The organism is Pristimantibacillus sp. PTI5 (genome assembly GCF_048572955.1).
GTDB lineage: Bacteria > Bacillota > Bacilli > Paenibacillales > Paenibacillaceae > Pristimantibacillus.
Genome location: NZ_CP183886.1, coordinates 4,851,993 through 4,866,509 on the forward strand (window position 1 = coordinate 4,851,993; position 14,517 = coordinate 4,866,509).

Here is a 14,517-nt window from a genome sequence, read left to right on the forward strand (position 1 = left end):
TGGCCGGATGAGGAGGGAATGGCGAATGGCATTAAGCAAAGCGCAGTTTTGGATTTTCCGGGCGAAGGAAACCGAAAAGGTAGACGTGCTTTTTAACCCGACCGATTACGAGATGGAGTCCGGCAATCAATATTCAGAGAAGGAGATCGCGGGCCTGCAAACCCCGCTCTCCCAATTCACGAGCGGCGACCGGACGACTCTGACGCTTAATTTGTTTTTTGACACCTATGAAGCAGGGATTGACGTACGTACCCATACCTCCAAAATTGTTGGTATTCTCGATGTGGATTCGGATCTTCATACGCCGCCAACCTGTAAATTCATTTGGGGCTCCCTCGATTTTAAAGGCGTAATCACGAGTATTTCGCAGAAATATACGATGTTCCTGGAGACCGGCGTTCCCGTTCGGGCATCATTAACGGTCATAATGCTCAGCTCGCAAACGATGAAGGAGCAGTATCAAGCAATTCCGCGCCAATCGGCCGACCGGACCAAGCAGAAAACCGTCAAGCAGGGTGACCAGCTCTGGTCGATCGCTGCCGAGGAATATGAAAACCCGGGTGCATGGCGGCATATCGCGGAAGCGAACGGGATCGATAACCCGCGCATGCTGCTGTCCGGAAGAAGCTTAACGATTCCGAGATTGGAGTGATAACGTGCCTGTAAACTCCTTTGAGGATTTGGAAGCCAAATACGGCGACTTCAGCGCGCCCGAAACCGATATTATCATCGAAGGCCAGTCGATCAGATTATTGGATATGGCCATTGAATGGGTCGACGTGGAGCAAACGACGGATGCCCAGGCCGACATCGCGCGTTTTTCGGTATCGAATGGTTACATTTGGAGCGAGTCCCGCATGCAATGGGTGGGATCGACGATTGCGGTGGGCAAGAAGCTGCAAATCAAGCTTGGTTATGCGGATAAGAAATCGCTCGTTTTTGACGGGATTATTACGGGCTATTCCCTCGATTTTCCGTCGAATGGCAGCCCGACGATTACCGTAACGGCAATGGACCGCTCCTTTCTCTTAATGAAGACGTCGCATTCTAAGGTATGGAACCAAATGAAGGATACCGATGTCGTAAGGCAAATTGCCGGTAATTACGGTTTATCCGTTGATCTGGACGATACGACGGTTACGAAAAAAACCATTGAGCAGATCGGGGTCAGCGACTATCATTTTATCCGCTCGCTTGCGATGGATAATGACCGTCATTTCTACGTGACGGCATCAAAGCTTTATTTTAAAAAGCCCAAGACATCCGGTGACCCGCTCATTGCGCTCAAATACGGGAAAAATCTTGTGCAGTTCACGTTAACGGTCGATGCTTCCAGCCAGACCTCACAAGTCAAGGTCCGCGGCTACGACGTCGATAAGATGCAAGCGATAGAGTCGGTAGCAAGCTCTGTCACCATTATCGGCGGGAACCCGAAGAGCGGACCAAGCGTAGCGGGCATGCTGTCCACGCAAAAGATGGAGGTCGTTTACACGCAGGCCGCATCGCAGGATGAAGCGCAGTCTCTCGCAAAATCGATGCTGGACCGCATATCGCGCGAGCTTGTTATCGGACATGGCACCTCTATCGGCTTTCCCGAGTTTAAGCCTGGCGAATTAATTAAAATCGAAGGCCTTGGCAGCGAAAAGCTCGATCAGGTCCTGAGGCTGACAAAGGTTACGCATCGGCTTGACGCAGCAAGCGGCTACATGACTTATTTTGAGACGGAGGGGAATGCGATATGAGCACGATGTATCCTGGATTTTTTGACCAGCATCAACGCTCGATGCAATCCGAGCAGCTATCCGGCGTATGGAATGCCATCGTAACCGATAACAAGGACCCCGACAAGCTCGGCCGCGTAAAAGTGAAGTTTCCTCTGCGCGAGGGCGAGCTGCAGACCGATTGGGTTCGCGTCGCTACCTTAATGGGCGGAAACGATATGGGCTCTCTCTTTTTGCCGGAGGTAAACGATGAGGTTCTGGTAGCCTTCTTGATGGGACGGCTGGACCAGCCGATCGTTATCGGGTCATTATGGAGCAAAAAACAAAAGCCGCCGGCGCCGAACGATAAAAACGATGTTCGTAAAATCAAAACGAAGACCGGGCATGAAATTACGTTTGACGATACGAGCAGCGCAGGCACAATTACGATAAAGACCTCCAAAGGTCACAACATAACTTTTGCGGATAAGGAAAAGACCGTTACGGTTGAAACGCAGGATCAGCAGCAGTCGATCAAGCTGGATGAGACCGGCAAGAAGGTGACCATCAAGTGCGGGACAACCTCGACGATTGAAATGAACGGGCAGGGCGACGTTAAGGTAACGGGCACAAAGTCGGTTACCGTAAAGGGCACGCAGGTGAAAGTGGAGGCGGATGCATCGCTGACGCTTCAATCAAACGGCATGCTTGAAGTCAAAGCTACCGGCATTTTATCGCTAAAGGGCGCAATGGTCAAAATCAATTAATGCTAGAGGGGGCAGCAGCCGATGCCGGCATCGTTTTTGGGAAAAGGATGGAAGTTTCCTGTTCAGGTTGACGCGACTACCGGCCGCATTCGCATGGCGGAAGGCGAAGAAGATATCGAGGAAGCGATCCGGATCATCATTCGCACCTCGAAGGGCGAGCGGCTGATGCGTCCCGACTTTGGCTGCGGCCTAAGGGATTTTGTATTTGGCACGACGGATGAAACCTCGCTGCGGCTTATCGCAAGCGATGTGCAGGAAGCGATTCGGATATGGGAGCCAAGGGTGAAGGACGTAGAGGTTGAAGTAAAGCCCGATCGGCATAATAACGGACGCGTGCTGATGAGCGTCTCTTATGCCGTAAGATCGACAAACAATCTATTCAATCAGGTCTTTCCTTTCTATTTGGAGGAAGGAACGAAATAACGGGAGCGAATAACGTGACGATGCGCGGGGGAAGAAAGGGCGGTGACAACCGTCCGCCGAAAATAAATCATAATACGTTATCCTCCTTTATGGCTCAGCTGAAGGAGATGGCGCCGCATTATACGCCGGAATGGCGCTTCTCGCAGGAGGAGCCTGATGCGGGGACGGGGCTTGCCTATTTGACCGCCGAGATGCTGGAGGATACGGTTCATCGGCTCAATCAAGCGCCGCTTAATCATTTTCTAGCCTTTCTCGATCTGATAGAGGTGAAGCTGCAGCCGCCTCGCCCAGCCCGGGCTTCGGTGGTGTTCCAGCTTAGCGAAGGGACGGTCGATCCCGTTTATTTGCCGGCCGGCATCGCATTGACTGCGCCGCATCCGGCGGGCGGCGAGCCGCTCGTTTTTGAGACGGAGAAAGCGCTGCTTGCAACGCCCGCTAAGCTCATGGAGTGGATCAACGTGCATCCGGAACGGGATCATATCGCTACGGCTGCGCTTGATTACGGGGATCGCTTGAAAGGCGGCCAAGCGGAGCCTGTCAGCTTGTTCGATACAAGCTCGAAGGCGAATGAGCAGGAGCATACGCTTTTTATTCGCCATGACGATCTGTTTCTCGTGGATCGCCCCAGCCGTTTTTATTTAAATGTTCATCATACCGAGAAACGTTATTCAGAGCCCGAGCTTGCCGCGTCGCTTGCTTCGGAATGGGTGGAATGGACATATCCCTGCAACGGGAAATGGGTGAAATTTGAATCAGCAACGGCTGCTGGAAACATGGTTATCTTACATAAAAAACAAGCAGGGAAGCTGGAGCTGACAGAGCATGAAGGCGTAACCGGCCGATGGATCAGATGCACCGTGAAGCAGCTGCCGGGGAAGGCCTCCCCTCTTCTGAAGAAGCATTTGGAAATGGACAAAATCAGGCTGCGAGCGGCGCATGACGCGGCTGGCGATGACGCAGGCATTCAGCCCGGTGCCTTGTATTTTAATGATACGGAGCTGCTGAGCGATGGATTTTTTCCGTTCGGGGAGCATTTTGTCCCTTATTCGGTATTCTATTTATCCTGCGAGGAAGCGTTCAGCAAGCGTGAAAGCAAAATCAAGCTGACCTTTTCGGCGAAGGCGATACCGAGCCGGCTGCGCATGGCTCAGGACCCTGAAGTCAAGTGGAAGATGGTTATGCGGACCTCTGACTTCGATGAGAAGGACCCGCCGCGCGTATGCATCAGAAGCGTGCAATGGGAGTATTGGGACGGAGGCAATTGGGCCAGGCTGCCGGGAAGCGAGCAATTTGGCACGTTGTTTGCGGAGCTGCCGGAGCAAAGCGATCGAAGCTTCACCCTTACTTTCGATTGTCCGGAGGATATGACGCAAACGTTCGTCAACGGCGCTTCCGATTATTGGATCAGGGCGCGTGTGCTGCAAACCGATCCGATTATTGCCCCCGTGGTTGAATACATGTCGCCTTGGCTTGGGAAGCCCTCGCTTTCCTACGCACACGGCTCGCAATCCTTATTTATGCCGGAGCATGTGTATACGAGAAGCAATATTGACAACCGAGACCGCACTTCCTCCGCTCAGCAGGGAGGTCAGTGCTTCAAGCTGTTTGAGCCTATTCAGGCAAGCCATCCAGCGATGTACGCTTCTTTTGATGCCGCTCCGGCAAAAGGCCCGATTCGGCTGCATATCGAGCTTGAACGCAGATTTGCGGTTCGCAGCCAGCCGCCATGGGTAGAATGGGAGGCGCTGTGCCAAGAAGCCGGCCGCCAAGTATGGCAGCCTCTCAAGGTGGCAGACAGCACGGACGCGTTGACGGTTAGCGGGGAGCTGCAGTGGGTAGGACCGCCGACAATGGCTAAGGTTCGCTTGTTTGGGCGCGAACGCTATTGGATCCGGGCTGTCAATCGTGACAGCTTGCTTGGAGACGCCTATCCTGGAAATCCGGTTGCCGCAAGCTTATATCTAAATGCGGTTTCCGTCAGGCAGCAAGTCAGCCAGGAAAAGGAGCTGACGATACCCTCGGACGGGTACGTGCAGCTGGCTCCCGCTGCTTTTATCGAGGAAGAGGTATGGGTGGACGAATTGGAGCATGTTACGCCCATGGATCGGGCAACGCTAAGCGATTCGCAGCCTGATTATTATAAGCTGCAACGAGACGGCGATAACAATGACCAACGGTTTTGGGTGAGATGGCAGCCTGTGGCTTCGCTTGCGGAATCCGGTCCCATCGATCGGCATTATTTGCCTGACCATGCGGGAGGTACGCTGCAATTTGGCGACGGCGTCAGAGGGAAGCTGCCTTCGTCGGATACGGCAGAGACGGTGCGCGTTCGGTTTAAAACAACAGCCGGCGCAAGCGGCCATGTGGATGCCGGACAAATAACGGGGATGGTGCTTCCGTTTGCTTTCGTGAGCAGCGTGAGCAATCCGTCGCCATCGATTGGCGGTGGCGACGCGGAACGGGTCGAACAGGTTCTCGCGAGGGGACCGCAGCGGCTTAAACACCGCGGACGCGCGGTTACGGCGAAGGATGTGGAATGGATCGCAAGAGAGGCGTATCCGCAAATTGCGAAGGTTAAATGCCTAAGCAACCGCAACGGGCTGCTCGAACGTTCGCCGGGCTCGATGACGGTGGTAGCCTTTCCGGCGGGCGGCATAGCGAATGCGGCCCAGTTTCCCGAGCTTCGCAAAGCCGTGGAGCGGGAGCTTTCGCGAACGGCTTCCAATATGGTTTCTGTGGGCGGAGCCATACGCGTGATCGAACCCGCTTATTTGGAAGTATCGGTGAATGCGACGGTTGTATCTGAATCGGTGGACGAGCTGCTGCCGCTCGAGATGGCCTGCGCTGCCAAGCTTAACGCTTTCTTGAATCCGGTTTCCGGCAATGTCGACGGGAACGGCTGGAATATCGGCGAAGCGCTGCATGTTTCGGTGCTGCATTCCCTTCTGCATGCTGTCCGTTCGCTTTTATATATTGATCGTTTATATTTACATATCATCAAAATAGAAAACGGGATCAAGACCGAATGGGATCCCGCCCGGATGGACGAAGTCATTCACGGCATCGTCGTTAATGGAACGCATACGATTACGGCTGTACCGGCCCCGGGATGATCGGAATCTTTACCTTGCGGCCTTTAAACCAAATCCAAATCATATAAAGGAAGGAGAGATCCTATGCTGCCAAGGCTGCCCTTGGACGACCGTACCTATGCAGAAATCGTCCAGCAATCAAGAAGGCTGATCCCTAAGCGGGTACCGGAGTGGACGGACGAAAACGCGCATGACCCCGGGATTACGTTTATTGAGCTGTTCGCGTGGTTGACGGAGATGCAGCGTTATTTCATCGGCCGCGTGCCCGAGAAAAACAAGCTCAGATTTCTTGATCTGCTCGGTGTCGCGCCCGCGGATGCCCGCTCATCGAGAGCGGTTATTCAGTTTTCAAACGTGAATCAACCATTAACGCTGCCACGCGGTACGAAGCTGATGGCCGAGGACCAGATGTTTGAGACGGAAGCCTCCATAGCGCTTACGCCGCTTGCGCTGGACCGGATCGTTACCCGGACGGAACGGGAAGCAAATGACGTAACGGCCACAAATGATCATGCGAACGTCGCCTTTTATGCCTTCGGCAAGGATGCAAAGGCAGCCTCGAAGCTGTATCTTTCCTTCGATCGGGAGCTGGAGGCGCAGGAGCAGGTAACGATTAACATAAAGCTGCAGGAAACCGGCGCGGATAGCCATCAGGATTCGGAGCAAACGCTGGCCGTGAACCGCTCGGCTATTTCTCCCTCAGCAAGGCTTTCGTGGAAGGCATACTGCTTGGATGATGCCACTGGCGTGGAGGGTTGGATGCCTGTCGAGATTATAGAGGACGAGACTCTCCACCTGACGCTGAGCGGAAAACTAACGTTCCGCTTGAAATCGCGCATGCGCAGCGTAACGGTTCACCCTGCAAGCGAACAAGCGCGCAATTGGATTTGCGCGACGGTGGAGGAGGCAGGCTATGAAATGCCGCCCCGCATCCGGCAGCTTATGCTGCATACCGTAGCAGCCAAGCAGAAAAACACTCTAAGCGAAATGATTGAATGCTCGGTTAAAGGTGAACCGAATGAAGAAATACAGATTGAAACCTACTTGGCTGTTTTTGGCCAAATACGCGTTCAAGTTCGGGATGCAGACGGTGCTTGGCAATACTGGCAGGAAGCCGCTTCCTTAGATTTATTGCCTCAAATGGACCGTCCGCCCATGATCTATACGGTTATTAGGCATGAATCCCTTGACCGGGTCACGGTACGGTTTAGCGACGGCTCATCCGGCGCGATTCCGCCCCCCGGCGAGACGGTAAGGGTACTTGCAAGCGAGCCTGATTTCGATCTCTACCGGCAGATTGGACGCAGCAGCGGACTGCCCAGCCAGACGTTCGAGCTTTACCACTTATCCTGCAAGAAACGCGATGCGCTTCGCCTGCAGGTGGGCGAGCTGGAGCCTCAGGGCATTTACAAATGGCAGGACTGGACCAGAGTGGATGATTTTGACCGCTCGAAGCCGGGAGATCTTCATTTCGTATACGATCCCGTGAAAAGGCTCATTCATTTCGGCAACGGGGAAAGAGGAGCTATTCCGGCTGCGGGCCTAGACACGAATATCATGCTGACTGCCTGCGAGCTTGGCGGCGGCGACCGCGGCAATGTGAAACCGCATCTCATTTCGGAATGGGTAAACGACGCGCAAAGGGCTTTTCATATTAAGGTGGACAACCCCGGATTCGCATCAGGCGGAGCCGAAGCGGAAACCTTACCGTTCACGCTGCAGCGAGCGCAAGCTGAGTTAAAGCATACGTTCCGCGCAGTAACGAACGAGGATTACGAAACGCTTGCAAGAGCAACGCCAGGCGCAGCTGTCGCCAGAGTCCATGCGATTCCGCTCTTCAAGCCGGGACTGGCTGATTATCCGAGGGAAACAGCCGCTGGCCAAATTTCGGTCGTCGTTATCCCCTATGGGCTGACCGATACACCGACGCCAAGCGCCGGATTTCTTCAGACCGTCAAACGCAATCTCGACACGAGAAGGCTGGTTACGACAGAAGTGCATGTCATCCCCCCGGTCTATATTAAAGTGACCGTCAACGCCGTCGTTGTTGTGGAGCCGCAATTCGTAGATGAAGGCCAGCGGCTGGTTGAACAGCTGAAACAGCTGCTGCGTCCACTTGACGGCGAGCATGGGGCGAAAGGTTGGGCCTTCGGCCGATCCGTGTATAAAGGCGATATTTACAGCGCGTTAAGCATGGGAAGCGGCGTCGTCTACATACAGGATCTGTGGATAGACGCGGAGGGTCCGCATGTGAGGAAAAGCGCGGGAGGCGATATCATCCTGCCGCCGCATGGGCTCGTCTTCTCAGGTCAGCATGAAATTGAACTTATTAGTCGCACGCATCTGTAGCATCGCGGTAATCGGCTGCAAAGGAGGTACAGCATGAACGGACAAAACCACTTTTTCTCGATCAACCGCGAGCAGGACTGGCAGCGCGGTATCAGTTATAATCTCGGGTACCACGCAGCCGGATACGGCGTTCGCCGCGATAACAGATATGGAATCGCAGGGACGCTTCTGCTTAATGAGCTCTCAGGCACGGCACCCGTGAAGGAGCTGGCTGTCTCGCAGCATGAGCATATGTATTTGCTGGATGAGCGCGCGGATTTATGGATTTACGACCGGCGAAATTCAGACCATAAACGATTGTTTACGCAGGGACACGGTTTATTTAGCGCCAATGCCAGACTGGCCGCCTCAGGCGACCTTTTATTTGCGGCCGACCGGACGAGCGAGAGAACGGTAGCGGCTTACCATACAGGCAATGGACAAACCATTTGGTCGCGAGTCGGGGAAGAGGCCGACGGCATACCCCTGCATCCGCTTGCGATTGCGGCAGATAAACGTTATGTCTACGTACTGACGCCGCTTGAGCTCGACTTGGGGACGGATGAACCGACGATTGCAGAAGGCGCGAAGCTGGGCATTGTCCAATTTACGCTTGGCGGCGCAGTGGCCGGCGTATGGAGCGATCCGGGCTTTACCCAGCATGTTCGGGCGAAGCTGAGGCATTTGAACCGAACCTATTATATGGCGATATCGTCTTCGGGCGAGCTTTATATATTCGATACGTTATATGCAAGGCTGTTCGGCTTTCAGGCAAGCGGGCGCATGAGCGTAAAAAGCGAGCTTCCCTCACTGCCGTATGCGGGGCTTTGCGTTGACAGCGGCGGAACGCTTTATATCGGCGATACGCGGCAAATGGATCAGGTAAGCGAGGATGACCGGTTTATTACGCAATGGAATGCCCTCGGCGAGACAGCTGGGCGCGTGACGGGCTTTCGCGGCAAAGCGGACCAGCTGTTGATTGATGAAAAGGACCGCATGTACATCTTAAACGGCGAAGACGGAAACGTAACGATCTTGAACCTGCAGCCGCAGACGCTGCTTATGGAGGAAACGGGCGTTCCCGAGGGAGTTTGGCTTTCGCAGGCGTTTGACAGCGCAGAAGCCGAGACCGTCTGGCATAAAATGGCGCTTGAGACGTTTATCCCTGACGGAACGCAGCTGCATATTTCTTATTTCAGCCAAAACGAAGACAGCTGCATCATTAACGGCAGGTACCGAAAAGTTGACGATTGGATTACGGATTCGACAATTCCTTGCCGCGAGAAGCTGAAGGGTCTGGAGGGCTTCTGGTCGAAGCCCGTTATTAACCCGAACGATGCCTTGTTTTTTGGGGCAAAGGGCCGTTATTTATGGTTAAAAATGGAATGGATCGCCTCTGAAAGGTATACGCCTCTTTTGGAGTCGATGCGCATATACTTTCCTAGGGATACCTACTTGTCTTATTTGCCGGCTGTCTACCAAGAGGACCCGGCAAGCCGCGATTTTCTTGAACGCTATTTATCATTATTCGGCACTTTATTTTCCGGGATCGAGGAGGAAATCGAGGATTTATCGAGGTATATCGATCCGGAACGGGCAACAGGCGAGCATTTGCGCTGGCTGGCGACCTGGGTCGGTCTGGAAACCGATGATTATTGGACCGATGAACAGGTTCAAGCATTTATCCAGGCAGCGCCGGAGCTGTATCGTTACCGGGGGACGCGGCAAGGCTTGATGAAAACGATCGAGATTTATACCGGTATATCGCCTTTGATCGTGGAATATTTTCAAACGAAAGCAATGCGTGATAATGCTGAGCTGCGCCACCTGACGGATCAGCTGTACGGCGGCGATCCTTACACCTTTACGGTGCTGCTGAAGCCGGAGCAGGCTCCGACCGAGAAGCAGCGGGTCGTTATCGAGCAGCTGCTGGACGAGCAAAAGCCGGCTTTTACGGAGGCGAAGCTTGTGCTGCTGCAGCCTTGGATGTATCTGGATCTCCATACGTATCTAGGCATTAATACGGTGCTGACGGAGCCGTCCCTGCTTAAGCTGAACCCGGAACGAACGATGCCAAACGATACGTTGATCGTAGACATCGGCATGGAGAAGCGCTTGGATGTCCATACCCGCTTAGAAATGGATTCAGAGCTGGAATAATATAAAAACGCGAAGGAGCGGTACAGGTGAAAAAATCGAGGCTGTATCCATTTGAGAGAAATCGTTATTTTTACGGGAAGCTGCTCACAGTGCGCGATTTCGAGTCGGAGCAGAAATATTTCAATGATAAAAGAAGGCTGCTGAACCGTTTGCTTTACGGCAGCGGCGTGTTATCCGGCATGCAGGTTGTAGCGGTAGACGATAAAACGATCTCGGTCGAAATGGGCGTTGCGATCGATTATATCGGACGCGAGCTGGTCATTCCTTCACCGGTTACGCTGAAGCTGTCCATGATTGAAGGCTTCACGAACAATGAATATAAGAAAAATGTATATTTGTGCATCGCATATGACGAGAAGGGCAAGGAGCCCGTACATTCGGTCGGAAACTCGGCTATTCGCAACGATGAAGTAAGCGAGTATAACCGGGTTCTGGAATCCTACCGATTGTTCATTAACGAAGAAGCGCCGGCGCCATCCTCGTTCGAATTCGTCCGCCTGCTCGAAAACGTGGTCACGGTTTATGAGGACCCGAACGTTCGCATCACGCAGCGCATGCCTAAATACGTCAATGCCGGCGAGGTGGTGGAGATCAAGCTTGTCGTCGAGAAGACGCTCCAAACGCCGCGGATTGCGTTTCAATATGATTATGAAGCAGCAGGGTTCACCCCTGTCGGAAATGACGGTTCACGGGTCCAATTCGCAGAGCCTGGAGATGCGCAGGAAACGGAATATGCAGTGAGCTTCCATGTAAAGGCACCGCTGAAGGCAGGCGGCAAAGCAGAGCTTACCGTTCCGTGCCAAGCTGCAAAGCTGACGATAGGCGACTCGGCTATTCCGTTAGACACGAATGCGAAGCATACCATTGAGGTGTTGGACGAGCCCGTAGCGAACCGCATCCTAAAGGACTGGCATGAGCGGACGCTGGAGCAAGCCGTAGAAGGCGCGGCTGATCAAAGCATCTGCTTAGCCAAAATCAGCCTTCTCCAAATGGGCCCGACGTATATGATCGAGAAGGTAGACCGTGTTCCGTTTGACGAATACATTGAAAGCACGTCGCTGCTGCAGCGGTTATCGCAAACCTCGCGCTCTTCGTCGCTGCATAAGTTTTTTGCAAGCGCCGAGACGCATGATTTGGAATACGATGCAAAGCCGACACTCGACGTGCAGTATCATCCTGACCGCAATGAGTTTGATTTTAAGCTGGGCATTCCGCGTCCGCAGCATTTGTACGATGAGATTTCGACGGGCACCATGGAGGTAGCGCTTGAGTCTATCGGCAAAACCGGCGGCTTCTTCTTCTCGCGGGGCAAGAAAAACTACGTATCGGAAGAGATCCAGCACGGCTTAGGCGAGGGGCAGGTTTCCGTTGTAGTCGGTCTTGAAGAAATCGATCGATCGGTATTGGGGGATACGGCCAGTACGATGAAGAAGGTGTATTACGGTCAAAGCGACGTATTCAAAGGCACCGAATTCGAGCCGGATATTCCGAATGTATCGCTCGGAACCCTTGTATATCCCGAGAAAGGCACATTCCGGATTGGCATGAAGCTGCAGGGCGAAACGGAATCATCGGCGTCTGTCATCGCGGTTCGCTGGTGGGCATTCAAGAGCTTGGGCGCTGCGCAGGCTGCCGTGCTTGCGGATGACCCCTCGGATACAGGACTTGCAGAGGCTGCCGCATCGCAGCAGGAATAAGCTTTAATTCAGGCCGTTTCAGAGGATCTCGACTACGATCCTCCGGAATGGGCTTACAGCGCCGCACAAAATAAAAGGCAGGCCGAGGATATTCCCTCAGCCTGCCTTTTCCTATGATTCAGGAACGATTTTCGTGATTTCAAGCCGTACAGGCTTGTCTGTGTTCATTAAGAAGGTAAGAAGCATGTCGTTAGATTTAAAAATGATGCGTGTGCGACCGTTATCTAGTTTTTCTTTCGTTGAAGGCGTTTTGGCGGCTAACAAGCGGCTGTAGGTTTGCTCCATTATGACCGCATTCCAAGTCGTTAGCTGCTGTACATAGAAAGCTTCCGGATTATCCTCATCGACCTCTAGGACAAAAGTCATTTGCATGGCGCTGAATGTCAGCGTCTGCGGCAAAATGATTTCGTCCGCCAAGCCCTCCGAGGGAACCGTATCATTTGCGCCTTCCCCTGAAGCCTCCGAGTCCTCTGATTCCGCTGCATTTAAAGGCTTATCGTCAGCCGGCGGAGCGTCTGCATTGCTTTCAGACAACGTTTGAACCTCGTTTTTTGGAGATTCAGGCGTTGCAGTTGGTTGAGCAGCCGTTGCTTCGGGTGATGGCGATCCAACTGCTGCTTCGGATTCCGCAGCTGCATCAAGCTGCAATTCCTCTTCTCCAGCCGCTTCATCTACCGCCTCTTCCGCAGGGGCATCCGGTGCGCCTAACATTTCTTGCAGCTTCACGAGCGAGAGATTCAAGAAACCTTCCGAATACAAGCTGCCCTGGCGAAAAAAGCCTTTATAGAGCAGTGCTCCGTCCGCATCAAACAGTGTTCCTACGCCCTCGTATTTTCCGTTTACGAATTTGCCGTCATACATGATTCCGCCTGCGGCATTATAGATTTGTCCCGTACCGTTTTGCTGTCCGTTCGCAAAAGAGCCCGTATAAACGACGGATCCGGTTTCGTTAAACAAGCTGCCGGCCCCATGGTAGCTGCCGAGCAGGAATGCGCCTTCGTATTTTACAAAGCCGGAAGGGAAATAGTGCTTGCCTGGACCAGAAAACTTGCCCGCGAGGAAATTTCCCTCATACATAAGCAGGCCATTGTCGTCATATTGCTTGCCTGCACCCTCGTAGGTCCCGTTGTTGAACTGGCCTTCATATTTAAGCTTATCTTTGCCGCTGTAGAGCTTGCCGTCTCCGTTATATTTGCCTTTTACAAACGTGCCGGCATAGACGATGCTGCCGTCTGAACCGTACTCCGTGCCAGCGCCTTCATATGCGTCAGCAAGAAACTGGCCTTCATATTTGGGCTTTCCATCCGGGTAAAATAATGTTCCGGCGCCGCTGTATTGATCGGCAGCAAACGCACCGCGATACAATAGCACGCCTTTGTCATCAAAGTGCTCGCCCGAGCCTTCCTTGACGCCTTTGGCGAAATCACCCTGATATTGAAGCTCTCCGTTTGGATAATAGAGCTTGCCGTTTCCCGTGTATTGACCGTTTTCCAGCTGTCCTTCAAATAACAGCTTGCCATCTCCATCAAGGACGGAGGCAGTTCCCGTAAATCCGCTTTCCGCAGCGGCAGCAGCTTGCAGCTGAGGCGTACGGCCGAACCATTTGTTAATAAAGGCTGGCGGACTAATAAATCCGAAATAAACGATGATAAGGGTGATAACGAGCACAAGCGCGATGAGCTTCTTCGCAATATAATAGCTGCCGATCCGTAAATAATTGTTAAGCGAGCGAAGCGGTCCGAAAATAGCAGTGACCAGCCATTTGCGCAGCACAGCAAGCATGCGCTTAGGAAGTGTTTTGGCCCGTTTGAGAGGTGCGATAATCTTTTGCTTAATGGGTTTGATAATGGGGTTTAGAATTTGCTCGATCATGTCATGGCACCTGTATCGTCATTTGTCCGGGATTTACGAACTGAATGACGCCTCCCCAGTTACACATGCATTTGGATGAATTGTTGAGAGCGGGCATGTTCGCGACTAGAACCGTCGGCGATCCGGGTACCCATGGTGCGGCTGTGACGGGAATGCAGGGCTGAGGGGTAAGCACGCCGAGCGCAGCTGCCGTAGCGGCTGCCACCATTGGATTTGCCATAGAGCTGCATACGCCAAACGGCAAAATATTAACCATCGGCTTGTTATCCATAATGTTCGCGATCGGCATCGCCGTCAAAACGCGATTGGCAGGCAGCACGTTAAACGTACCCGGAGCTGCTCCGAAAGAGCATTGCATCGTGGCTCCGCCGCATATTAGTTGTCCCATAAAATTCCTTTCCGCGAGTGGGCATGCATAAGTCCGCCCCTCCTATTTTTTACTATTTTAATAGTACTATAAGCCATAAGCACCATCAAC

The 14,517-nt window shown here is 53.1% G+C and carries 10 protein-coding genes; 8 read left to right on the forward strand and 2 right to left on the reverse strand.

Going from position 1 to position 14,517, the window contains the following annotated elements; all coding sequences use genetic code 11:
• The first annotated feature begins 25 nt into the window (after nt 1–25).
• The 8 genes from ACN6MW_RS21725 to ACN6MW_RS21760 all read left to right on the forward strand — a co-directional run bounded on the left by ACN6MW_RS21725 (nt 26) and on the right by ACN6MW_RS21760 (nt 12,167).
• Entirely contained in the window at nt 26–652 is a 627-nt protein-coding gene (locus tag ACN6MW_RS21725; protein ID WP_419872025.1) for a CIS tube protein, read from the forward strand.
• A 4-nt stretch (nt 653–656) separates the two neighbouring features.
• Nucleotides 657–1,742 (forward strand): phage late control D family protein, encoded by a 1,086-nt coding sequence (locus ACN6MW_RS21730; RefSeq protein ID WP_419872026.1) that lies wholly within the window; start codon nt 657–659, stop codon nt 1,740–1,742.
• Complete coding sequence (locus ACN6MW_RS21735) at nt 1,739–2,467, forward strand: phage baseplate assembly protein V (RefSeq protein WP_419872027.1); 729 nt, start codon at nt 1,739–1,741, stop codon at nt 2,465–2,467. The genes ACN6MW_RS21730 and ACN6MW_RS21735 overlap by 4 nt, the downstream gene beginning before the upstream one ends.
• Before the next feature lie 21 nt (nt 2,468–2,488).
• Nucleotides 2,489–2,890 (forward strand): GPW/gp25 family protein, encoded by a 402-nt coding sequence (locus ACN6MW_RS21740; RefSeq protein ID WP_364143723.1) that lies wholly within the window; start codon nt 2,489–2,491, stop codon nt 2,888–2,890.
• Between the two features lie 20 nt (nt 2,891–2,910).
• Nucleotides 2,911–6,003 carry a baseplate J/gp47 family protein gene (locus ACN6MW_RS21745; RefSeq protein WP_419876413.1) on the forward strand — a complete coding sequence of 1,031 codons (3,093 nt, stop codon included), beginning with the start codon at nt 2,911–2,913 and terminating at the stop codon, nt 6,001–6,003.
• 63 nt (nt 6,004–6,066) lie between these two features.
• Nucleotides 6,067–8,331 carry a putative baseplate assembly protein gene (locus ACN6MW_RS21750; protein ID WP_419872028.1) on the forward strand — a complete coding sequence of 755 codons (2,265 nt, stop codon included), beginning with the start codon at nt 6,067–6,069 and terminating at the stop codon, nt 8,329–8,331.
• A gap of 33 nt (nt 8,332–8,364) precedes the next feature.
• On the forward strand, nt 8,365–10,470 hold the full coding sequence (locus ACN6MW_RS21755) for a phage tail protein (protein WP_419872029.1): 2,106 nt from the start codon (nt 8,365–8,367) through the stop codon (nt 10,468–10,470).
• A 26-nt stretch (nt 10,471–10,496) separates the two neighbouring features.
• A complete protein-coding gene (locus ACN6MW_RS21760; RefSeq protein WP_419872030.1) occupies nt 10,497–12,167 on the forward strand; it encodes a hypothetical protein in 1,671 nt (556 codons plus the stop codon).
• Between the two features lie 111 nt (nt 12,168–12,278).
• Here ACN6MW_RS21760 and ACN6MW_RS21765 read toward each other — a convergent pair whose 3' ends face one another.
• A complete protein-coding gene (locus ACN6MW_RS21765) occupies nt 12,279–14,039 on the reverse strand; it encodes a hypothetical protein (protein WP_419872031.1) in 1,761 nt (586 codons plus the stop codon).
• Between the two features lies 1 nt (nt 14,040).
• Nucleotides 14,041–14,427, reverse strand: coding sequence for a DUF4280 domain-containing protein (locus tag ACN6MW_RS21770; protein WP_419872032.1), 387 nt, complete (start codon nt 14,425–14,427; stop codon nt 14,041–14,043).
• Between the last annotated feature and the right edge of the window lie 90 nt (nt 14,428–14,517).

Coding starts and splice junctions, on each gene's coding strand:
- ACN6MW_RS21725 (WP_419872025.1), top strand. CDS start 26: ATGGCATTAAGCAAAGCGCAGTTTTGGATTTTCCGGGCGAAGGAAACC.
- ACN6MW_RS21735 (WP_419872027.1), top strand. CDS start 1,739: ATGAGCACGATGTATCCTGGATTTTTTGACCAGCATCAACGCTCGATG.
- ACN6MW_RS21740 (WP_364143723.1), top strand. CDS start 2,489: ATGCCGGCATCGTTTTTGGGAAAAGGATGGAAGTTTCCTGTTCAGGTT.
- ACN6MW_RS21745 (WP_419876413.1), top strand. CDS start 2,911: ATGCGCGGGGGAAGAAAGGGCGGTGACAACCGTCCGCCGAAAATAAAT.
- ACN6MW_RS21750 (WP_419872028.1), top strand. CDS start 6,067: ATGCTGCCAAGGCTGCCCTTGGACGACCGTACCTATGCAGAAATCGTC.
- ACN6MW_RS21755 (WP_419872029.1), top strand. CDS start 8,365: ATGAACGGACAAAACCACTTTTTCTCGATCAACCGCGAGCAGGACTGG.
- ACN6MW_RS21765 (WP_419872031.1), bottom strand. CDS start 14,039: ATGATCGAGCAAATTCTAAACCCCATTATCAAACCCATTAAGCAAAAG.
- ACN6MW_RS21770 (WP_419872032.1), bottom strand. CDS start 14,427: ATGGGACAACTAATATGCGGCGGAGCCACGATGCAATGCTCTTTCGGA.